Origin of the sequence: Neobacillus piezotolerans (assembly GCF_003362805.1) — a bacterium.
GTDB classification, from domain to species: Bacteria; Bacillota; Bacilli; order Bacillales; family Cytobacillaceae; genus Bacillus_D; species Bacillus_D piezotolerans.
In genome coordinates this window covers 986906-1007823 of record NZ_QNQT01000001.1, presented here as the reverse complement: position 1 = coordinate 1007823, position 20918 = coordinate 986906, and the positions used below count along the sequence as shown (strand labels likewise).

Below are 20918 nucleotides of genomic sequence, written 5' to 3'. Positions count from 1 at the left end.
CTGGACAAATGCCTTCAGGTTCTTTTTTTGGAAAAATGGAAACTGCAGGTGATGAAATGAAATCCAACGAAGAAGCAATCGCTGACATCATCAAGGATGTATTCAGTTATATAAAGTATCTGTTTCTGTCAAAAGAAGAAAAATGTGCAGCGAATCTTGGCCTAGTAAATGAAAAATACTGGTTCCAGGAGCTGATGAATAACAAACCCCGTTTAAAGGATCTGCTTGAAAAAGATATGCAGTTTAAAGAGTATTTCTCATCTAGGAAAAATGTCAGGAAACTATTAAGGGACAAAGATGAAAGGGCTATGTTCAAAAAATGGATTGAGAACAAGTAACTGTTGTAAACTTCAATAACCCCATCATGAAGCTTATGGGAATTGAAATTGGCCGTGCTCTATTTATTGGGCAGGTATTACTATTTTTCGCTAGCTTTGCGAAATGCATCATATATATTGTATGCCGCTCCAAAAATCATTAAGAAGATTGATCCGCCAAGTATCCATGTTTTAAACTGATCGTTTGTCGTGTTAAATAAATCCGCCATATAAGAAAGGAAATTAGCATTTAGAATGTTTGGGGTGACCAGGATTATGATGACTGCGATCGTTTGAATGAGTTGGAGAACAGTGGTGTAAAGCGCCATTCGCTTCGTCCATCTCCCCTTTATCAATTTATAGAGGGATAGCGCAATTTCTAAAGCAATCATTATAACAACAATCGGCCAAAACCGAAGCAGAACTTCCTGATTAAAAGCTGGGATCACAAACTCGAGCTCACCTCTGCCCCCTTCATATATACCTATTAAATGGTCCGCATAGAAATAAACTGTTGCCGCTATTGCTGTCCACAAAAAACACATAAATACTTCAAAGTTTGAAATGGCTTTTTTCTTAGGAATATAAGGGATATTTTTCAGATCATCCGGTTTCCATTTCTTTAGACTTGATGTTAATGGTTGATCGTCTTTTCCTTTATCGACCCTTTCTAATACCGCAAACACAAGCGTTAACCAAAAGAATACTTGGATCCCTACCTCAATGATTTTTGATATTCCTTTCCCAATAAGATTGATTACCACATCCATTACAGCTTCATTTCCACTATATCCAATAAAAAATTGAGCAATGACGATGATGAAAGATACCGCCGCCGCAATCGGGAAAAACATTTTTATCAGCGTCACATAGACATCGAAATAGCGTGGCCCAATCAGGTACATTGGCCGATCCTGATAACCGTTCGCCAAACTGACCGGGTTGCCCAATTTTCCCAGAACGGCCTTAACTTCTTCCTCGTTTGGGTCATCCGGCAGCATATCTGCTATGGTTGACTCCAACTCAAGCGCGATATCTCCACGATTTTTTTCCGGAAGCCTTCGGGTGACTTCCTGAATATAAATCTCAATTAGATTCAACGTCCTCTTCCCCCTTTAATAAGCTGTAAAGCTCATTTGTATTCTTCAACCATTCACTTTTTAACTGTAAAAATAGTTCATGCCCATAATCACTTAAAACATAATACTTCCGGGGTCTACTCTCGCTTGTATCCCAGCTGCTCGTCACCAGTTCCTGTTTTTCCAACCGCCGAAGCAGTGGATATAAGGTACTTTGGTCAATCGGAATACCCGATTCCTCCAACAACTGAACAAGTGAATATCCATATTGGGGGGTTCGCAATTGGCTTAATACCGCCAATGTCAATGTCCCTCTTCTAAGCTCAATCATTAGGGAATCCAATATATTACTCATTCACCCACCTCTTTTCTTTTACTATGTGTCGTACAGTATTTAGCTTATACTATGCATCGTACACTATTGTTGTTAACACGGCAATGGATTTTTCATAATATGGAAAGATTTTTGTTTAGCATATTTCCACGATTTTAATACATGATTATTTTTAATAAAAGAAGCACGCGTCAAATGGATATGACGCGTGCTTTTAAAGACTTATATTGAAGTTTAATCAGCTGTCCCGCGTAAAAAACGAAATATCCCCATAGGACAATTCGTTTTTCCGACTCACTCCCCATTGCAAAAAGCCATTAAAGGTTATCCGGGTTTTTGGCAATCTTATCCGGGTTTCCGGCAATCTTATCCGGGTTTTCGGCAATCTTATCCGGGTTTTCGGCAATCTTATCCGGGTTTTGGGCAATCTTATCCGGGTTTTCGGCAATCTTATCCGGGTTTCCAGCTATCTTATCCGGGTTTTCAGCTATCTTATCCGGGTTTTCAGCTATCTTATCCGGGTTTTCGGTTATCTTATCCGGGTTTTCGGCAATAAAATTAATCAATTTGTATAGTTCCTCGTTATTTTACAATTACTTTTCCAACCATTCCGGTTTGAAAATGGTACCTGCAGATTAACTCATATGTACCTGGCATAGTCGGTTTTACGCTAATGGTTTTTGTGGTTCCCGCCTGGACTACTGCGTCAATTCCGAGCTTTTCGACTGTAAAGGTGTGCTCTTTCTGACCATTGTTTTTCAATATAGCCTTAGTTGCTACTCCTTTTGGCAAAGTGATCGTTTTCGGATTGAAATAATTATCGTTCAACTCGACTGTAATTGCGTTCTCCCGCACAACAGGCTGTGTTGCATCACTGGATTCAGCAAATACACTGAATGAGCCTAAACTAATAACAGCGAGAACCATTAAGAGCAACACGGAAAATCGGTTTAACTTTTTAACAAACATATTGGAATCCCTCCTTTTCTAGGGCTATTTTTTCCTAACCAATAAATATTATTACTAAAATTCGGGTCTGTAGTGATGTTAGACTGGAGGACGCGGATTCAATTCAGCCACCCCATAAACATTGCCACAATGTATATAAAAATTAAAAAGTCCAAAGATACAAAGATCCTTGGACTGATTCTGTTTTCGATCAGTTTTCATCAATACTTCCCAATATTGTTCACGTCTCGCTTGATGCCTGGATTGCCTGGCACCCAGTTTGCGGGGACCCCCTCCCCTGTCATGCGACCGTATTGGATTCCCTGTATTACCCGGGGGATTTCGTAGACGTTGCGGCCGACTTCAGGCGGGTAGACGAATTTGGCGCAGATTTTTCCTTCGGGGTCGATGATGACGGTTACCCGGAAAGTTGCGCCTGCCGTTTCGTTCAACGCACGGTATGCCCGGCTGATTGCATGGGTCCTGTCGCTCAGCAACGGGAATTGCACCTTCATCGCGGACGGGGACGTTTCGGTAAAAACTTTATGCGAGTAGACGCTGTCCGTGCTAATCGCAAGGACGTCGGTGTTTATTGCTTTGAGCTGATCATGAATGGCGGCGACCGCCGCCAGTTCTGTCGGTCAGACAAAGGTAAAATCGCTTGAATAAAAGAATAATACCACCCACCGGCCGCGGTAATCGGCGAGGCGGATTTGCTTCATTTTTTTTTCGCGGTTGTCATAAGCCTCAGCCGCGAACAATGGCGCGGCGTCATTTGTATGCGCGCAGAATGGGAGTTGCGACTCCCTTCCGCCCAACATATCTTTTTCACTTGCCATGGCTGCACCCCTGCTATCCAGAATAGGCTTATATGTTAAAAAGCCGGTTACTGAATAGTTTATGTGGGAGCGGAAAAACCGTACCAGTGGACATTCCCGGTATAATTGTGGAACTTAATGGGTTTTTATTTTTTCAAGGGCTTCAAAAACCGCGTCGTAATCTTCCCTCTTGTCGGCTTTGAAAGATGTGTTCAAATACGCTATCTTCCCTTCTTTTTCCACAACAAAGACTGACCGTTTTGCTACTAATCCTTTGTCGTTGTAGACGCCGTAATCCTTGACGGTTTGTTTTGTCCAGTCGGAGAGGAGCGGGTATGGGAGTGTTCCCATGCTGGCGGCGAATACGCGGTGCGAATGGATATGGTCGACGCTGATCGCTAAAATTTCCGCATTCAATTCCTCGAATCGTTTGTAGTCCTCTTTCCAAGAGGCGATTTCCTTAATTCAGCCAGGCGTGAAGTCCATCCCGTAAAACGCGACCAGCACATTCTTTTTCCCAAGGTAGTCCGACAGGGACAGTTTCTCTGCTGTAGTCGCTTCCAGGGTGAAGGCGGGAGCCTTGTCGCCAATTTTTAAAGAAGCTTCCATCTGTGGATTCCTCCTTTCATGAACATGCTGTTATTCTCCCCATTTTTTCCACCAATTAGCCTGCCGCGTCTCCCCTTGCTACATAAAAGTCATGCTCGTCTCATATGGTTTTATATCGGGGGTGAGGTCGTGAGTACATTTTTGAGAGGTACGGCAATCCTGATTGTTGCCGCTTTTTTGAGTGAGTGCGTTGAGTTTTTGGTGAATATGCAGCTTGCCAGGGAGTTGAAGGAAGAAGGCATGGGCCTGTACATGTCGGCAATGCCGATTGTTTTCCTGATCTTTATTTTGGCAAGCCTTGAACTGCCGATTTCGATTTCAAAATACATAGCGGAACATAAACGGGAAACCCATTTGAGCCTGCTTAAGCATGCGCTTCGCCTTGGGCTCTTATCAACAATTTTTTTTATTGTGATGGTCGGCGTGGCCGCTGCCATTCCGTCCGCGTTAAGCAGGTTCCCGGCGCATATCCACTGGCTGCTGTTTGCCCTTGTGCCGATTGCCGCTTTTTCATCGATTGCCAGGGGCTACTTCATGGGAATCCAGCAGATGAGCAAAATCGCGGTTTCGAACTTTCTGCGTAAATTCGCGCAGCTTGGATTGCTTGTCGCCATCTTTCAGCTGTTCGATTCAAACCTCGAAACGTCGCTATTGATCGCGCTCGGGGCCTTGATTGGCAGCGAGCTGATTGTATTCCTTTATCTATTCAGTTTTTTCCTGATTCAATTGCGTGTTTTAAAAACGCAAACGCACGAAATTCTTTCTTCCAAACTGGCACGGCAAAAGCTGATGTCGGTATCCGTGCCAACCGTCGGCCTCCGGATTTTTCAGTCGTTTGTCAATGCGGTGCAGCCGTTTCTCATCCAGCTGACGCTTGTCCGGTCCGGGTTTACAGCGCTCGCCGCTACTGAACATTTCGGGATGCTGATGGGCGTAGCGATGTCGATCGGCTTTTTCCCGGCATTCATTGCCCATTCACTCATGGTCGCGTTAATTCCGAATGTTTCAGATGCGTTTGCCCGTTCTGATTCCGCTAAGCTTCACGCCCTATTGCGCCAGTCGATGTGGCTGACGATGCTTTATGGGACTGTTTCGGTGTTTGTCATGTACATGTTTGCAGGACAATTGGCTTCGCTTTTCTTTTCCTCCCCTGTTGCGGCATATTATTTGAAAATGCTTTGGCCGTGTTTCCTGTTCCATTTTTTCATTATCCCGCTCCAGGCATATTTGATTGGAGTCGGATTAATTAAGGATGCTTTCCTGCACAGCATCTGGGCGAATTCAATAACGTTTGCCGCGGTTTTCGTGTTCGGCTCGATGCCTGGGTTGAATATGGACGGAGTCATCCTCGGCATGAATGCTGGTGCCGTCCTTCAGGCGCTGCTCCATTACTTCACCGTGTGTAAGCGGATTGGCGTACGGACATGGCTTGTCGAGGAGAAAGTGTCCTGAGGATAAAAAGTCTAGTAATTTCCCAATAAAATTAAGTTGGGAATTTTCAAAAATCATCAGGACAACTCCGTGTCGAATATGGTAATCTTTAGATATTCATCCATAGGGGGTCAATTAATGAGGAAATTTTTACTAGCGATCGTACTATTGCTAAGTTCGACAATATTTTTCAACACCCAGCAGGCTTTAGCGGCAGATGCATCGTTTTGCGCGCAATTTAAGGGCCAGAAAAAAATATTATGGAACGGCATGGAACTGAAGCCCGGCCAGATTGGCAGATTGACAGTTTTGCAGAATACGACACTTTACAAGGTTAGCGGCGAGACCAAGACAGCTTCAAAGACGCTTAAAAAAGGCGAGTTTTACAGAATATACGCCTTCAAGCCAGGCATGTTGAGCGTCGGCGGCGGATACTATGTCAACCGCGATATTAAGGTGAAATACGAGACTCCAAGCAAGGCAAAGCTTGAGGCAGTAAAATGTATCAACAATGCTGCTGGAAACAGCAATAATGATAAAACGCTTTCCGTTCAGGAAATTGTCTCCCTAAACGATGACAAAGTTGTTTTACTTAATGGAAGTGCAGGCCAGGGCAGCGGCGTCCTTATCAGCAAGAGCTTGATTTTGACAAATGAACATGTCGTAAGCCATAACCCGAATTTGACAGCACTCTTTATTAACGGCCAGGAAGTTGATATTGAAGGCGTCGTTGTAAAAGATGCTAAAAAGGACCTTGCAATCGTCAAGCTTGCCACACCGGTAACAGTTAAACCAGTGACTATGGGAACAGTGAACAGCAACAAAAAAGGCGACACAGTCGTTGCTATCGGAAGCCCGGTTGGATTGCAGAATACTGTCTCCCAAGGACTGATCAGCAGTTTCCGTAGTGAAGACGGAGTCAGTCTCATTCAAACGTCGGCATCCATCTCATTTGGAAGCTCTGGCGGTGGATTATTCAATACAAAGGGTGAGTTGATCGGAATTACAACTGCCGGAATTTTTGGCACCAGCTTGAATTTCGCCATTTCCATTGACGAATCATTCGTTTGGAAAAAATATCTGGCAACAGAACATAAAAGCATAAAGGTTCTTCCAAAAGAAACATTAAAGGTTTACTTAAATGATGATATGTACGTTGGCATGACTAAGGAGCAAGTGAAACAAGCCAACCTGGACTTCGGCAACCTGGCCGAGGAAACAGCGGATTATCTCGTTTTTGATGAAATCTCCTATTACGATTACCCGGTAATGGAAGTTTATAATTTCAAAAATGGAAAATTGGAGTCAGTGGCCGTTCTTTTCCTCATTGAGTTTGAGAACAATGCCGGTGGAAAGGCATTCTTCGATGAAATTAAGGGCTACATTGAGGAAGATTGGGAAGAAGCGGCAGATCGCGAGGATACAAATTGGGACGATAATATTATCGAAGCGACATGGAATGGTGATGACACGGCTTCCGCGATGAGCCTGGTCGTTCTCCCTAAGGATGGCCAATTGGTTGCGTCATTAATTTTCCATGTAGAAAAGTAATAGTTGGTTATAAGGATAAACCCCCTCTTATAGTCGGAGGGGGTTTTGTTTGTAGTTTTTTTACGGACCATTAAATCGGATTTACTGGAAATTTCTTTTGCAAAGAATTTTTGGGTTCCAGTTAATTATATCTAAAAACCATTTCGAAGCCACCAATCACCGGAAACGGTCTTTATACCGCGATTATTTAACCTTCGCAATCTCCTCAAGGAGGGTATCGAGCGCGTTTTGCTTGTAGCCGGATTTCATTTTCTTTTTCATTTCGGCACTTTTGTTCTTTAGCTCTTCGAGAGCGGCCAGAAGCGTCTCTTCCGTCAGGTTTTCCTCGTTTAACGTGAGGGAATAACCCTTTTCCTCGAAGGAACGCGCATTCAGGATTTGGTCCCCCCTGCTTTGCTGCAGCGTTAAAGGAATGATTACCATTGGAATTTCAAGGGCGAGGAATTCGAAAATGGAGTTCGAACCGCCGCGGGTGATGACAAAATTAGTCGCGGCCAGGATGTCAGGCAATTCCCCATGGATATATTCGAATTGCTTGTACCCTTTAACGGACGAAAGGCTTTCATCCAAGTTGCCCTTCCCGCAAATATGGGCGATATGAAAATTTGCCGTCAGCTGTGGCAATACGCTTCTGACCGCTTCGTTGATCCGCTTGGCGCCGAGGCTGCCGCCCATAATCGTGATGACAGGCTTCCATGAATCGAAACCCAGATACTTGCGGCCTTTCTCGGCGGACCCTTCAAGGATTTCCCTTCTAATTGGCGAACCAATGGCGATTGTTTTATTGGCCGGAAGGTATTTCACCGTTTCATCGAATGAAGTGAAAATTTTCGTCGCAAACCGCTGGGATATCTTATTCGCAAGCCCTGGCGTCAAATCGCTCTCATGAATAAAAATCGGGATTTGTAGCGTTCGTGCGGCTATGACCACCGGGACGCTGACAAAGCCCCCTTTTGAAAATAAAAGCCTCGGCTTCATTTTTTTTAAAATCCGCCTTGCCTCAAAGCAGCCGCGCAGCACCCTGAAAATGTCCTTGGCGTTTTCCATATCAAAATACCTGCGGAGCTTTCCGCTGCTGATGCCATGGTACGGAACGCCGGCTTTTTCGACGAGCTCCCGTTCAATCCCCTTTTTGGAGCCGATATATTGGATATTCCATTCGCCTTTATCTAGTTCATTTATTAGCGCAAGGTTCGGGGTTACATGCCCTGCAGTTCCTCCGCCTGTGAATACGATTGTCTTTTTTTTCATAATGCCTCCATAATTCAATCACTGATGTTTTTCTATATGTATGCGAAACCTACTGCCCATTTTATCATCTTTTCCGGATTGGTGGGAAACTACAAGTATGGAGGTTCAATTTTTACCAGCAAAAAACCCGCGGATGGCTGAACTGCACTCCGCGGGCTTATGGTTACGCATTAATTCCGATGATTGTTATAGTTTAATAAAATAATAGTAAGACGCGAAAACAATCAGGACAAGGCTTGCCAGGATTATCGTAATCATACCGTATGCCTGGATGGCGGCCGGTGCGAATGGGACAAGCAGCATCAATATACCCGCGATGACGAATACTTTGCCGCCGAGCCGGTGTGTCTTTTTCCAAACATCCTCATTTGCGAGCGTCCAAGGCGTCCGAATGCCAATGAAATAATTCGGCTTGAATTTCGGGCTCAGGTTGCCTATGAAAAGGAACAGGAAGCCTACCATGACAGGAATGGTGTATTTGGGATTAACCAGGCCCATGCTGCTTGTTATTTGCATCGCCTGGAAGAGGAAAAGGAAGAACAGGATTCCGTTCATGACACGGATGTAGTTGAACTTTTTAAAATTGTTCTTCTTAGGATCGATTTTCGGAAGGAACATATTTAAAAGATACAGGGCTGCCATTATTCCGGGAAGCATAAATACGCCATACGATTTAGGGCCGAATTGATCCGGTACCCCCTCGTAGTTCCAATGTGTTGGAATCCGGTCGGGCAAATATGGGTACGCCGCCCATGTTCCAAGCACGGTTGCAAGCAAAATAATGATTCCAAACCAATTTCGTTTCATTTTATTTCCCCGCCTCGTCTTTTTCTAAAAAATCCATGAACCATGTTACAACATCTTCGAAAACACTCGTATTCAGCGAGTAGATCACCTGCTGGCCCCTTTTCTCCGAATCGACCAGGTTCGCCTGCTTCAATAAATTCAAATGATGCGAAATACTCGGCTTTGTCATGTTAAACTGGTCGGCAATCTCCCCTGCAGAAAGGTCATTTTGTTTCAGCAAATGAAGTATTTTTCTTCTGGTAGGATCGGAAAGCGCCTTAAACGCCTCATTCATCTCAAACCCTCTTTCCATTTGGGGATTCTGATTCATTATTCCGTTTGGGTTTTAATTTAGATATTTAGATAAACTTCTAAATATCTAATATTCCTGTTTTGACATGGAGTCAATCATTTATTTAGATATTTAGATAAATTTCTAAATACTTTATTTTATAAAAGTCCGGGAGGCTTACCGGACTTCTTTTTCCTCAAGTATTTGCGAAGGCTGTCTGGACGGCGGTTTTTAGTTCTTCGAGCAGCGGGAAGGTTCCTTGGGTGCCGAGGCTGTCGATGAGGCTTCGGTAGTACCATTCCTGTTGGTCGCGACCCCGATTGAACCTGGTCCAGATTTCTTCCCCTCCCTGTGTCACGTCGTCCATAATGGAGGCGATGTTGTGAAGTTTATCGGCACAGGCAACCGCCCTTATTTCATTTGAGGCTGTTTTTAAAAATTCAATCGTATGCTCCTTTCGCTCCTCCCAACCGAGCGACTTGTCCGGTTCCGAGCATCCTGCTACAACCTCAGCAACATTCCGTCCAAAAATTTTTTCGATGTCCTCTAATGTGGCATCCGTATCCTCCACTGTATCGTGCAAAATTCCCGCGGCGACCAATTCTTCGCTGTATCCATGTTTTAGAAGCAGCATCCCAACCGCCACTGGATGGGTTATGTATGGCGTTTTTGTCCCCTTTCTGTATTGCCCTTCATGCGCTCTGGCTGCGAAGCGGAGCGCCTTGTCAATCAGCTGCATGGTTTTGCCTCCTTTTTAAAATGGGATAACGTCACTATGATTTTATTCCATTTTATTAGCCTGAAACCCTTTCTTACTTTTTTAAAAAAATCATGGGTTCTCTTGGTTTCTTTCCATAGCTTGTGGTAAAGTAGTTGAAGACAAGGAAGTGATACGATGATAAAAATTGAATTGCCGGCACCTGATGTCGTCCTGACCAGAAAAAAACAACTGGGCGAACCAGTCGAGGCCCCAATCAGCAGCAAATACGGCTTTACGGATTATAACCGCATTCCAAGGGACAAAGGCGGCATTATCCTGTTTTTCAACGCGGATGATGACCTTCTGTTTGTCGGGAAAGCCCGGAAGCTTCGCCCACGTGTGAAAAGACATTTCGAGGACACGGTTTCACCCCTGAAAAACCACCGCGACGAAATCCACAAAATCGCAGTACTGGTGGTCGATGAGCCAATGGACCGCGAAATTTACGAGACATATGCCATCAACACCCTGAAGGCGAAATACAATATCGACAAAGTGTTCTACAAATAGGAATGACGCCCCCGGTTTCGGAGGCGTTTTTCTTTTTGGGGGGAGCTTGGGGTTGTCTGTGATTTTTTAAAGCACGGGGCAGCTTTGGACACACATCCCTTGAAAATTCACTTTGCTGTCCAAACACGGAGCAGCTTTGGACACACATCCCTTGAAAATTCACTTTGCTGTCCAAACATGGGGTCTCTTTGGACACACTCTCCTTAAAAATTCACTTTGCTGTCCAAACATGGAGCATCTTTGGACACACATCCCTTGAAAATTCACTTTGCTGTCCAAACATGGGGTCTCTTTGGACACACTCTCCTTAAAAATTCACTTTGCTGTCCAACCATGGAGCATCTTTGGACACACATCCCTTGAAAAGTCACTTTGCTGTCCAAACACGGAGCAGCTTTGGACAGACGTCCCTTGAAAATTCACTTTGCTGTCCAAACACGGAGCAGCTTTGGACGCACGCACATCCAATGAGCGACAATGATTTAATCAAAACCAGTAAAGTGTCACTTATAGATCATCACCTCAAAAAAGAATAGAATCGCCCAAATTGCAAATTTTAAAGAGGAGACTTCTTTTCGAAAAAAGGTGATGATATGGATTTTATCTGGCAGTCAGCCATTTTAATCCTGGCGGGAATCATCCTGCTAAAAATTGCGGGGCGAAAGTCCATATCCCAGCTGACACTGGCCCAGACGGTCGTCATGCTATCAATTGGCATGATCATCGTTCAGCCAGTTGTCCAAAACAGTTTAATCAAAACCATTCTCGTTTCAGCTTTCTTTATATCCTCAGTCGTCGTCCTCGAATATATGCAGGTAAAATCAAACGCCATGGAAAAATTCATCACCGGAAAAGCAAAGTTGATCATTAAAAACGGAGAAATTGATCCCAAAGTAATGCGTAAACTTCGGTTTACAGTGGACCAGTTGGAGATGAGGCTAAGAATCCATGGGGTTTCGAACTTAGACGATATTAAGAATGCAACCCTTGAGGTCAATGGGGAGCTAGGATACGAGTTAAAGGATGATGCAAAGCCGCTGACTGTCGGCGAATTTAAAAAGTTGATGGAAGCCTATTTTCCCGGAGTGCAACAAGGCGGGCTCGCACAGGGTCAAAAAGAAGGCCTTAACCTATTCGATGAGCTAGATGGCGAGGAAAAAAAGGATAATGGCATGCTTCAGTAAAAAGCCGCCCCAATTTGGATGGAGGCGGCTAGTAGTATTAAAGAAAAAAGTGCGGTTTTACAAGTACTTCTTAAGGGTTTCCTGAAGGGTTCCTTTTGTTTCAACTTTTTCCGAGAAGTTAATTCCGGAATGGATCATTCCCTTCACAAGATCCGGGCGCATGCCGGTAATGGTTGCTTTGCAGCCCATCATTTCAACGCCTTTCAACACTTTCAAGAAGTGGTCAATTACGTCCAATTCCATTGTGGCAATACCGGAAAGGTCAATGACAAGTGTTTGAACTTTTTGGTTTCCAATTTCAATCAGGACTTTCTCCTCAATCGTCTGCATCCTGTAGGAGTCAATCAAGCCAATTAGCGGCAGGACGGAAACGGTAGGGCTAACAGGGATGATTGGAACAGAAAGATGTTCGACCAATTTCCTCTGGGCGTTCAAAAGCTCATCCTTGAACGTCGAATAGCTTAGGAAAAAGTTGTTCAGGAATTGGTCAATTTGATCATTGATTTTCTTTTCAAGGATAAAAAAGTCATCCTTTTTCATGAAGTTGTCACTCACATCATCAAAACGGGAGATGAAATGCCAGAGCGTCCTTCTGATTGCCTGGATCCATTCAAGCTTAAAGGAGAGCGTCAATGAATGCTCCGCCCAGACAATCCCCTCTTGCTCCGCGAATTGGATTAACTCCGTTTCTCTTTCTTCGACCACGAAATTCACCAGCAACTCGGCATTCTTCAATAAATCGATATTTCCCTGCCTAAGTATATCGTTAATCTTTCCGGCCACACCAACCGCTTCGGATAGAAGCATTTGCTTAAATTCATCACGGTTCTCGAACACGTAATCCCATATTTGATTGCCTAGGTTGTATGTTGATACCATATTTTTCTCCTTCAATAATTTAGTTTTTACTATGAACATAGCGTTAATGAAAGTATACAATAACCCCTAACTATTTGGAAAAAAGAACACTTTGTATAAGAACACACTTAGTATTTTTCAACAAAGGATTATTTACCCCAATTCCATAAAGAGAAAACAGGTAATTAATTACTTATATTCCAGCTTAAACAACACAACGACAGGTTATACTTCTTGTGGTGTAAGAGACATTTTCATAAAATTTTACAAAAATATGAAATTACCAAATGCCTTATTGCTTTCTGGGAACAGTAGACTTACTATTTAAGTATAGTGGTTTATTTTGGTATATGTGTAAATGTTTTACCAAGAAAAAACGGTAAAAGTTCGCACTGATAGGCCTTTCACGCTTAGGTACTATTTGGCCCATACCAATAAGGAGTGGTTCGTTTTGGCTAAAAAATTGCTCTTTGCACCTTCATACTTGCAGCGGCGGGGATTCTGGCATTTTTCAACCCTAACACGCAAGATTATATTGCCTTTTCTAATGAAAATCTTGCAGACTCCCATCCAGACGAGATTGAAAAAACGAACTTATTCCTATTCTCGATTTATACGCCAGTTGTCAATGAAAAGTATGGGATTTCCCATATTGGGATTATGGGACGGTTCATTGAATTATCCGAAGAAAACATTGGCGTGCCCATTTGGGTGGAATTCTTCTTCCGCTAATACATACAAAACAGAGACTGCATAAACCGCCAGGCAGTCTTTTTGAAAAATTATCCTTGAAATGTATACCCCGGCTGTCCCCTCAAAAGCTCTTCCACACCGCCCTTATGGTATGGCATGAGCGAGTTGGCTGTTTGCAAATCGACCCATTCGATTTCAGTGATTTCGTCTGGATGCAGAATGGCGACATTCCCGCCTCTTACGTTTACTTCAAAAGTGAAGAACAGGACATGGTTTCCCCTATCAGGCCGGAAAGCCTCATTGACGGCAAGAAGAGGGCCTGGTTCGGTTTCAAGGCCTGTTTCTTCCCTTAATTCGCGGATAAGTGCTTCTGTCAAGGTTTCCCCCTTTTCCACCGCACCGCCTGGAAGGGTCCAGCCGGCTCCTTCATTTTTCACCATTAATACTTTCATTTCTTCGCTAACGATTAAGCCATAAACTACATCGACCCGTTCCATCCGTTTCTCCCCATTCAATTTGTTAATCCTTCCTATAAGTATGATATAACTTAGGTAAGAACGCTATTTTTGGAGAGATATCAATGTCGTACCGCTATTTGAAACTTGCAAGCATCCTCCTTCCCACAATCCTGATTGGCGGGTTCGAGTTTATGCGCCATGGCGTATTCCTTGACCACTTTTCAATGGAGACGGGAAATTACATCATTACCCTTCTGACTTTTCTTATTTCCTGCATTTATACTGTATGGTTGTTTCGCGTGATTGAGGTAAAAAACAATCGAATTACGAAGGAACGAGAAATCCACGCCATTTACGAGGAACGTGAACGGCTAGCCAGCGAACTGCATGACAGCATCGCGCAATCATTGTTCTTGATGAAGGTCCATATGAAAAAAGGCAAACTCAAGGAAGCCGGCGCATTGACGAATTCAATTGACACTCAGCTTAGGCAGGCGATATTCAATCTCCGGCTGACCCCTGATGAAGGCACCACGTTTGCCAAAAGGATCCAACATTGGCTAGATAACTGGTGCATCGTTTCCGGTATCGATGCGAGCGCCGAAATCAACATCGATGAAGATTTCTTCTCCGCATCCGAGGAAGTCATTTTGTTCGGGATTGTCCAGGAAGCTTTTACAAATATACAAAAGCATTCAGCTGCATCTTCTTCCTCCCTAACGCTGACCGGGCAGAATGGCGGGTGGGAACTGCTAATTGAAGATAATGGCAAAGGCTTCAAGCCGGACGAACTGATGCACGGCCATTATGGCCTTACGATGGCAAAGGAGCGTGCCGAGGCGATCTCCGCGTCCCTCGACATTCGTTCGGAGCCCGGCACCGGCACAAAGTTTCATTTGAAAGGATACAAAAACAATGGATAAAGTTTGCCGAGTATTAATTTGCGACGACCACCCCCACGCCCGCGAGGCGATAACCGCGATGCTTGACGGTGAAGATGGATTTTTGATTGCCGGCCATGCCAAAAACGGCCAGGAAGCGATTGAGCTTTGCGGGGAACTGAAACCCGACCTCGTGCTGATGGACATCAATATGCCGGTAGTCAATGGGCTCGAGGCAACGAAACGAATCAAGGGAGCGTTCCCTTCAATAAAAGTCATTATGCTGAGTATTTCAGATGACGTGGCGGATTTGTTTACAGCCGTCCAGTACGGGGCACAAGGCTATCTTCTGAAAAGCATGGATCCGGATGACTGGCTCCATTACCTGAAGGCGCTTATTGAAGGAAAAGATGACGCCGCCCGCGGCCTCGCCGGGAAATTGTTCGGACAGTTCCGGGGCGTTGAGCCGGCTGATTTGGAGGCTTCCCTCACTCCAAGGGAAAAAGAAATCCTTCTTCTAGTAAAAGAAGGATTGACAAACCGTGAAATCGCGGAAATGCTGTCAATAGCTGAAAACACGGTTAAAAATCATATTAAAAACCTGTTGGAAAAGCTGGAACTTGATAATCGGGTTCAGCTTGCCGGCTACGCCGTAAGGCACAATATAACTTAGAGGGCAGGAACGTCAATCGATGGCCAATTTTTCAAAAAAAGGCTTTAACCACCTGGTGAGCGTGATTTGTCATAAATCCGCCACACTTGGGCAGCCCTTGTAGCCCTGTTGAGCCATTAAAGGTTCTACCGATATAGTGTAAAATAGGACCTAAACAAGAAAGAGCCTGGTCACCGGCACTTTTGATTATACTTTGGCAAACTACTATGGGCAAAAGGGGAAAATTATGAAAAAGCTACTGTTTTTACTTATAGGTTTATTCGCGCTTGCATTGGCGGGATGCTCGGGCGAAAAGGATAATAGTGAAAGTTCCGGCGATGATCTTCCGAAAATGGTTGAGGTTTCTATTGTTGTGCCGGAAAAAATTGACCCGAACGTCGAGACTGAAATTAAGGCGCATGTCACCCAGGATGGGAAAAACGTCGAAGATGCGAATGAGGTTAAGTTCGAGATTTTTAAAAATGGCGATAAAGAGCATGAAATGATTGAGGCGAAGCATGCATCCGATGGCATTTATTCGATTAAGAAGACGTTTGCCGAGGAAGGCAATTATGTGGTCATCAGCCACGTTACCGCACGGGATATGCATAATATGCCTAAAAAGGAATTTGTCGTAGGTACTCCAGTCGAGGATAACGATGATGCCGGACATGAATCCGGCGATGACCATGGATCTGCGGAAGGACATGAGCATGGTCATAGCTCAGTTGCGATTGACTTTCCAGCAACTTCGGCTACTGCCGGCCAGGAAACTCTTTTAACAGCGGCCGTCAAGCATGATGACAAGCCGCTTACGGGCGCACAGGTAAGGTTTGAAGTCTGGAAGGATGGCGCTGAAAAGCATGAATTCCTCCCAGCCAAGGAAACAGTTGGGGGCACATATGAATTGAAACATGCCTTCCCTACTGCGGGAGCTTGGACTGTCAATGTTCATGTTGAAAAAGGCAATGACCTTCATGAACATCAGGAAAAAACCGTTACAGTAAAATAGCACTTTGAAAACCAGCTGGCTTTTGCTTGCTGGTTTTTTATTGGGGAATTTTTGAAAAATAAGGACCTTTGTGAACCTGGGTTTTTCGGCTATGGTAAAATATGTTTCACAGAGAATACCGGGAAATGGGTGGAAGAGAATGTTGGAGACAATTGAACTAATCGAGGTTGACGGCGCGAATTTGCAAGATGAAGGCTGTTTCTGCCTTCGCTCCAAACCTGCATCAGCGGGTTACCAAAACAAGTATGAATGGCTTTTGGGGAGGTTTGAGGAAGGGTTAAAATACATAAAACTGCTGGAAAATGGCAAGGCGGCGGGCTTTATCGAATACGCTCCAATTGAATTTTCATCAAGGGTTGTCCTTGGCGAAAATTATACCGTCATCCATTGCCTTTGGGTTTCCATTTCTGGAAAAGGCTATGCAAGCGATCTGATTGAGAATTGTATACAGGATGCGAAGCGGAATCAAAAAGCCGGAATAATCGTCGTTACGAACCAGGAAACCTCGTGGACTCCGAGCAAGGAAATTTTTTTAAAAAATGGCTTTAAGGAAATCGGCCATGCGCCATTTGGATTTGAACTGCTCGTTTTAAAATTCGATCGTTCCCCGGATCCTTATTTTCCAAATGATTGGGATGAACGGTTGAAACCTTTTCAAAACTTAACAATCCTTCGTACGCAGCAGTGCCCATTTATTGACGTCGCGACTGAAAACCTGGTTCAAGCAGCAGCCAAGCTTGGCGTCCGGGCGGATATCATCGACTTGCAAAACCGTGAAGAGTTGCTGAAGCTCTCCCCTACCCCATACGGCGTCTATGGCGTAGTGTTCAAACAGCGGTTCATTTCATTCCATCGGCTTACGGTCCATTCCGCGATGAAACGTTTAAAGGCGTTGGTGTGATTAATAGAACCCCTGGAGAGTGCTAATGGGTCGCATTTTGGGTAATATTTGAATGTAAAAACCAGGTGTATTAGGAACCAAAATGACGAAAAAATAACATTAAAAATAGCAGAAAAAAATGGTTCAGTATGAACTGAGCCATTTTTTATTTACTAGCTTTGGTTTTTAAAAATAATGCTATTACGAAAGAAACTATTGTTGGAACACCAAAAAAAACGCCTGTTGTTAACAAATAAGCAGAAAAAGGCGCCGACCATTCCGGATGATTAATAAAGTTCCGATAATCGATATAAATCTTTATTAGCATCGCTACTAGCAATAAAATGGAAAGAGTTAAAAACGAACTCGATGCAATTTTAAGCTTATTCGCCAATTAAATTCCCCCTCTAAAAAAGTGTTAAAAAATGTTATTTGTATTTATTTTATCATATTAGTTAGTTGAAAATTCAAACTTTTATATTTCCCCCTTTCATGGTCAATAGCTTTGTATGCCAATAATATAAATTAATTCATAATAACCATTGTTAATAAAAAAAGCAGACAAGTCGCTATGCGAATTTGTCTGCTAAAAAAAATGTTATTGGAACTTCTTGGGCATTTATGCTCGTTAAATTTTCAATCCTTATTTCACTACGACTTTAGTTGCCGTCTTGGTTACTCCGTCATCTGTGTAAGTTACGGTCAATTCCTGGTCAGGCTCAGTGTTTTCAAGCTGCTTGAAAATGGTTTCGTCAATTTGCAGGGAGATCGCTTCACCGTTTTTGTCCGTTACCTCAATTGTATGGTTATCCGCAAGGCCGACATATGTGACGTCTTCTGTAACCGGTTCTTTGGATACGGCTTTGCTGTCGCCAGGCCAATCTACTGTTGTCACGGTTTTAAGCTCCTGGGTGCCCTTTGCTACCGGCCACACTTCAAGTGTGTACTGCCCTTTTTCAAGTCCTTTGAAGCCTTCCGAAGCATCGACTTCGACCTCAAGGCTGTCGGATGGGTTAACTTTCTTTTCTGTTAAGGCCTGAGTGAACATTTTATCTTGGGAGAACGTGTACACTACATTTCCGGAACTGTCCTTAATGTTGTAATCGAAAAATTGGGATGTGCCGTGTTCAAGAACGACTTCCTTGTCGCTTTTATTTTTCAGAGTAAGCTTGTATTTCAAATCGTCCTTAGAGCCGCTTTCCTGATTCAGTGAAGCATCCAAAGCTTCTTCGGGGTTGGCAGGAACCTCTTTATTCACAGAACCTCCAGTATTCACAGCTTTCTTCTCGGAACCTTCGTCTTTTGATCCGCAGGCCGCCACGCCGATTGCTAGAAGTACCACAGCCGCTGTTTTAAAAATTGTTTTCAACATGTCATTTACCACCCTTATGTGTTTGATATTATGTTAGACGGAAGCGACATTTTAAAGTTACATTCAAATAGCAAATTGAGTCTAATGGCCTTTTTTATTTCCATTCCCTTCTAAAGAAGTTTATAATAGTAAAAAAGCGAAGGGGTCGATTCAATGAAACTAAAATCCTTTATCGTAGCATTATCGGCACTTGTAGGTACGGCAGGCATCCTGTATTTAATCGGTCACATATTTGAAATTTCTCCGTTTATGTTCCATTATGATTTCACCTCGGATTCTGGCGGATTCAACATGGCAGCAGGCTCTTTTCTTCCGGTATTGATTGGGCTTCTCGCAAGCTTCGTTGCTGAAAAATACTATCTCCATAAAGCAAAAGCAAAACTTGGCTGATAGCGGCCAAGTTTTTTATGTGGGTGGAAAAATGGATTTTTCTTTTTTTAGCTGCCAATACGGTCGATTTGTTTTTTTCCTGCCGGTTTCACAGACCTGTATGCCCCAAATAGAAACACGGACATCGCGATTGCCCAGAAAACGCCGGCAAGCCCGATATTCAGGGACGCCTCCTCTGATTGCATCGCTGGCGGAACATCGCTCCTCACTACATTAATTGCTTCCAGGAGATAATAGCCCGCGGGCAAAAAGAAGATCAGAAAAAGAATGAACGGAAGCAGATTAACCGATTTGTAAAGGAACATTAACAAGATAAGCAAACCAATCGCTGTGGCCATGACGCCATAGAATCCAATTGCCAGCATCCCCGGCACTTCCTGCTCAAGATGCATCCCCATCCCTCCCTTCATTTTCCTCCATCTTACCAGATTTTTCTTCAACATGCTGAAACCTTTGCCGCTTTTCCCCGTATCACATTCAAGGAGGCGAGATAGTATGGAAAATAAGGGATGCATTAAATGCGGGAGCCGTAACGCCGCTTCAAAGGATGTTGCAATGACAGGCACCGGGCTTTCAAAAATGTTCGATATCCAAAAAAACACATTTACCGTTGTTTATTGCCAAAACTGCGGGTATTCCGAGTTTTATCACATGAATACAAGTACGGGGTCAAATCTCCTTGATCTATTCTTTGGCGGTTAGCCTGAAATTCATTTTTTTATAATAAAGGCTTTCCAACTTGGGAGGCCTTTTTAGTTTTGTTTTAAGTTGTATTGAAAAACCTAAAAACCCGATTCCAGGGATACGGTTTTCTTATTTGTGGTTCGTCGTGGTCCATGATCATGCATTAAACTGCATTTTTAAAAATTGGCTACTCAGGCCATGCCATCCTTCAAAATCGTGCGGATGTCCCTTTCCGTCATTGCCACTGCCTGTTTAAACGTATGGACGTTGTTCTTTTGCCAAAAATCAAAAACCTTAAGCAATGCGTTCCGGTCAAATGGTTTGCCCGCGAACGTTTTATAGAAATATATCAGGAGTACATTGATAATTTCCGGATGCTTCTGATTTTTGGCGAGCACGCGTCTTAGAGCAAGCAAATCAAGGCCGCGCACTTTTCCGCCTGTCACGGTGTGGAGCACCTCAAAAGGCGATGAATGCCTGAATTTTTCATATAAGTAAATCTCTTTTTCTTCGAGTACCATGCCCGGCTCCCTCACAATACTAAATCGCTTTATACCCCAATTATAAGCCGGACAAGGGCAGGTTCCTATACAACTATAGCAGTTTTTCACTACTACCTAAGTAGTAAATATTCAATGAATCCAGGGACGTAAACGATGCTCCATATTTAGACAAGAAAACCGCCCGTGAAAGTGTCCCGGGCGGCAATTAATGCTTTAATTTCAATATCCCCAATCATCGACTCGCCATTTATCGGTTTTGCTGTCCCTGATTACGATCCAGCTCCAACCGGTGTGGGTTGAATTAGGCTCAAGAGTTGCATCGGCTCCCCAAGACCTAACTTTGAAATTTGAAAACAGCACAATAACATTTTCCGGTTCAACACCGTTTGATGCTCCCCTGCCGCTTTTCATATAACCTTCAATATGCGCATTGGATTCCTTCTCTGAATACCATAATTCCATAAGTTCGCCACCCTTGAAGTTCCAAAATTTGCGCTTAACAGCTTTGACGGCATCCTCTATTTCAGTGGTGGTGTACTTTTCGGATTTTTCGATGGTAACCTTCACATTATGGGTCTTACCAATTTGTGTATAAAACAATAGTGCAAATACGGCCAGAACCAAACCAGCTATCACTCTAGCTCTTTTCATCATGGACCCCATCT

Annotated in this window: 28 protein-coding genes; 11 read left to right on the top strand and 17 right to left on the bottom strand. The window is 43.7% G+C overall.

What is annotated here, in order from left to right; translation table 11 throughout:
- The first annotated feature begins 56 nt into the window (after positions 1–56).
- A complete protein-coding gene (locus DRW41_RS04855; protein ID WP_181884409.1) occupies positions 57–338 on the top strand; it encodes a hypothetical protein in 282 nt (93 codons plus the stop codon).
- Positions 339–418: 80 nt separating this feature from the next.
- Here the strand turns inward: DRW41_RS04855 and DRW41_RS04850 are convergent, their stop codons facing one another.
- From DRW41_RS04850 to DRW41_RS23340, 6 genes are all read right to left on the bottom strand, one after another.
- Positions 419–1417 carry an HAAS signaling domain-containing protein gene (locus DRW41_RS04850; protein ID WP_115450803.1) on the bottom strand — a complete coding sequence of 333 codons (999 nt, stop codon included), beginning with the start codon at positions 1415–1417 and terminating at the stop codon, positions 419–421.
- On the bottom strand, positions 1404–1751 hold the full coding sequence (locus DRW41_RS04845; RefSeq protein ID WP_115450802.1) for a PadR family transcriptional regulator: 348 nt from the start codon (positions 1749–1751) through the stop codon (positions 1404–1406). Before DRW41_RS04845 ends, DRW41_RS04850 begins: the two co-directional genes overlap by 14 nt.
- 296 nt (positions 1752–2047) lie before the next feature.
- Positions 2048–2296, bottom strand: a complete 249-nt coding sequence (locus DRW41_RS04840; RefSeq protein ID WP_115450801.1) for a ribosomal eL19 family protein — start codon at positions 2294–2296, stop codon at positions 2048–2050.
- Positions 2297–2312: 16 nt separating this feature from the next.
- On the bottom strand, positions 2313–2699 hold the full coding sequence (locus DRW41_RS04835) for a cupredoxin domain-containing protein (RefSeq protein WP_115450800.1): 387 nt from the start codon (positions 2697–2699) through the stop codon (positions 2313–2315).
- Between the two features lie 200 nt (positions 2700–2899).
- Positions 2900–3517, bottom strand: coding sequence for a peroxiredoxin (locus tag DRW41_RS04830; protein WP_245959336.1), 618 nt, complete (start codon positions 3515–3517; stop codon positions 2900–2902).
- 114 nt (positions 3518–3631) lie between these two features.
- Positions 3632–4105, bottom strand: coding sequence for a redoxin domain-containing protein (locus tag DRW41_RS23340; RefSeq protein ID WP_245959335.1), 474 nt, complete (start codon positions 4103–4105; stop codon positions 3632–3634).
- A 129-nt stretch (positions 4106–4234) separates the two neighbouring features.
- Between DRW41_RS23340 and DRW41_RS04810 the strand changes: the two genes are divergently transcribed.
- Positions 4235–5557, top strand: coding sequence for an oligosaccharide flippase family protein (locus tag DRW41_RS04810; protein WP_115450796.1), 1323 nt, complete (start codon positions 4235–4237; stop codon positions 5555–5557).
- 117 nt (positions 5558–5674) lie between these two features.
- Positions 5675–7087: a S1C family serine protease gene (locus DRW41_RS04805; RefSeq protein ID WP_115450795.1), complete on the top strand. Its 1413-nt coding sequence runs from the start codon at positions 5675–5677 to the stop codon at positions 7085–7087.
- 183 nt (positions 7088–7270) lie between these two features.
- Here DRW41_RS04805 and murG read toward each other — a convergent pair whose 3' ends face one another.
- The 4 genes from murG to DRW41_RS04785 all read right to left on the bottom strand — a co-directional run bounded on the left by murG (position 7271) and on the right by DRW41_RS04785 (position 10155).
- Positions 7271–8338, bottom strand: a complete 1068-nt coding sequence (gene murG / locus DRW41_RS04800) for an undecaprenyldiphospho-muramoylpentapeptide beta-N-acetylglucosaminyltransferase (RefSeq protein WP_115450794.1) — start codon at positions 8336–8338, stop codon at positions 7271–7273.
- 186 nt (positions 8339–8524) lie between these two features.
- Positions 8525–9145, bottom strand: coding sequence for an SdpI family protein (locus tag DRW41_RS04795; protein WP_115450793.1), 621 nt, complete (start codon positions 9143–9145; stop codon positions 8525–8527).
- A gap of 1 nt (position 9146) precedes the next feature.
- Positions 9147–9419, bottom strand: a complete 273-nt coding sequence (locus DRW41_RS04790; RefSeq protein ID WP_115450792.1) for an autorepressor SdpR family transcription factor — start codon at positions 9417–9419, stop codon at positions 9147–9149.
- 193 nt (positions 9420–9612) lie between these two features.
- Entirely contained in the window at positions 9613–10155 is a 543-nt protein-coding gene (locus tag DRW41_RS04785) for an HD domain-containing protein (protein WP_115450791.1), read from the bottom strand.
- 156 nt (positions 10156–10311) lie between these two features.
- Here DRW41_RS04785 and DRW41_RS04780 point away from each other — a divergent pair, with 156 nt between their 5' ends.
- Positions 10312–10686: a nucleotide excision repair endonuclease gene (locus tag DRW41_RS04780; protein ID WP_115450790.1), complete on the top strand. Its 375-nt coding sequence runs from the start codon at positions 10312–10314 to the stop codon at positions 10684–10686.
- A gap of 593 nt (positions 10687–11279) precedes the next feature.
- A complete protein-coding gene (locus DRW41_RS04775) occupies positions 11280–11870 on the top strand; it encodes a DUF421 domain-containing protein (protein ID WP_115450789.1) in 591 nt (196 codons plus the stop codon).
- A gap of 57 nt (positions 11871–11927) precedes the next feature.
- On the opposite strand, the gene DRW41_RS04770 is transcribed toward DRW41_RS04775, so the two are convergent.
- Together DRW41_RS04770 and DRW41_RS04765 are read right to left on the bottom strand one after the other, a co-directional pair.
- Positions 11928–12749 carry an STAS domain-containing protein gene (locus tag DRW41_RS04770; RefSeq protein WP_115450788.1) on the bottom strand — a complete coding sequence of 274 codons (822 nt, stop codon included), beginning with the start codon at positions 12747–12749 and terminating at the stop codon, positions 11928–11930.
- Positions 12750–13510: 761 nt separating this feature from the next.
- Complete coding sequence (locus tag DRW41_RS04765; RefSeq protein ID WP_115450915.1) at positions 13511–13918, bottom strand: NUDIX hydrolase; 408 nt, start codon at positions 13916–13918, stop codon at positions 13511–13513.
- Between the two features lie 83 nt (positions 13919–14001).
- Here DRW41_RS04765 and DRW41_RS04760 point away from each other — a divergent pair, with 83 nt between their 5' ends.
- From DRW41_RS04760 to DRW41_RS04745, 4 genes are all read left to right on the top strand, one after another.
- Positions 14002–14802: a sensor histidine kinase gene (locus DRW41_RS04760; protein WP_115450787.1), complete on the top strand. Its 801-nt coding sequence runs from the start codon at positions 14002–14004 to the stop codon at positions 14800–14802.
- Positions 14795–15433 carry a response regulator gene (locus DRW41_RS04755; protein WP_115450786.1) on the top strand — a complete coding sequence of 213 codons (639 nt, stop codon included), beginning with the start codon at positions 14795–14797 and terminating at the stop codon, positions 15431–15433. Before DRW41_RS04760 ends, DRW41_RS04755 begins: the two co-directional genes overlap by 8 nt.
- Positions 15434–15659: 226 nt before the next feature.
- Positions 15660–16424: a FixH family protein gene (locus DRW41_RS04750; RefSeq protein WP_115450785.1), complete on the top strand. Its 765-nt coding sequence runs from the start codon at positions 15660–15662 to the stop codon at positions 16422–16424.
- Positions 16425–16563: 139 nt separating this feature from the next.
- Positions 16564–17325: a GNAT family N-acetyltransferase gene (locus DRW41_RS04745; RefSeq protein ID WP_115450784.1), complete on the top strand. Its 762-nt coding sequence runs from the start codon at positions 16564–16566 to the stop codon at positions 17323–17325.
- 145 nt (positions 17326–17470) lie between these two features.
- On the opposite strand, the gene DRW41_RS04740 is transcribed toward DRW41_RS04745, so the two are convergent.
- Together DRW41_RS04740 and DRW41_RS23545 are read right to left on the bottom strand one after the other, a co-directional pair.
- Positions 17471–17698 (bottom strand): hypothetical protein, encoded by a 228-nt coding sequence (locus tag DRW41_RS04740; protein WP_115450783.1) that lies wholly within the window; start codon positions 17696–17698, stop codon positions 17471–17473.
- 249 nt (positions 17699–17947) lie between these two features.
- Positions 17948–18676 carry a BsuPI-related putative proteinase inhibitor gene (locus DRW41_RS23545; protein WP_115450782.1) on the bottom strand — a complete coding sequence of 243 codons (729 nt, stop codon included), beginning with the start codon at positions 18674–18676 and terminating at the stop codon, positions 17948–17950.
- Between the two features lie 153 nt (positions 18677–18829).
- On the opposite strand from DRW41_RS23545, the gene DRW41_RS04730 reads away from it, so the two are divergent.
- Complete coding sequence (locus DRW41_RS04730; protein WP_115450781.1) at positions 18830–19066, top strand: hypothetical protein; 237 nt, start codon at positions 18830–18832, stop codon at positions 19064–19066.
- Positions 19067–19113: 47 nt separating this feature from the next.
- Here the strand turns inward: DRW41_RS04730 and DRW41_RS04725 are convergent, their stop codons facing one another.
- On the bottom strand, positions 19114–19506 hold the full coding sequence (locus tag DRW41_RS04725; protein ID WP_222928826.1) for a hypothetical protein: 393 nt from the start codon (positions 19504–19506) through the stop codon (positions 19114–19116).
- A 55-nt stretch (positions 19507–19561) separates the two neighbouring features.
- On the opposite strand from DRW41_RS04725, the gene DRW41_RS04720 reads away from it, so the two are divergent.
- On the top strand, positions 19562–19768 hold the full coding sequence (locus DRW41_RS04720) for a zinc ribbon domain-containing protein (protein WP_115450779.1): 207 nt from the start codon (positions 19562–19564) through the stop codon (positions 19766–19768).
- Positions 19769–19941: 173 nt separating this feature from the next.
- Here DRW41_RS04720 and DRW41_RS04715 read toward each other — a convergent pair whose 3' ends face one another.
- Positions 19942–20271, bottom strand: coding sequence for a hypothetical protein (locus DRW41_RS04715; protein ID WP_115450778.1), 330 nt, complete (start codon positions 20269–20271; stop codon positions 19942–19944).
- Positions 20272–20472: 201 nt separating this feature from the next.
- Positions 20473–20889 (bottom strand): DUF4829 domain-containing protein, encoded by a 417-nt coding sequence (locus DRW41_RS04710; RefSeq protein ID WP_222928825.1) that lies wholly within the window; start codon positions 20887–20889, stop codon positions 20473–20475.
- Positions 20890–20918: the final 29 nt, after the last annotated feature.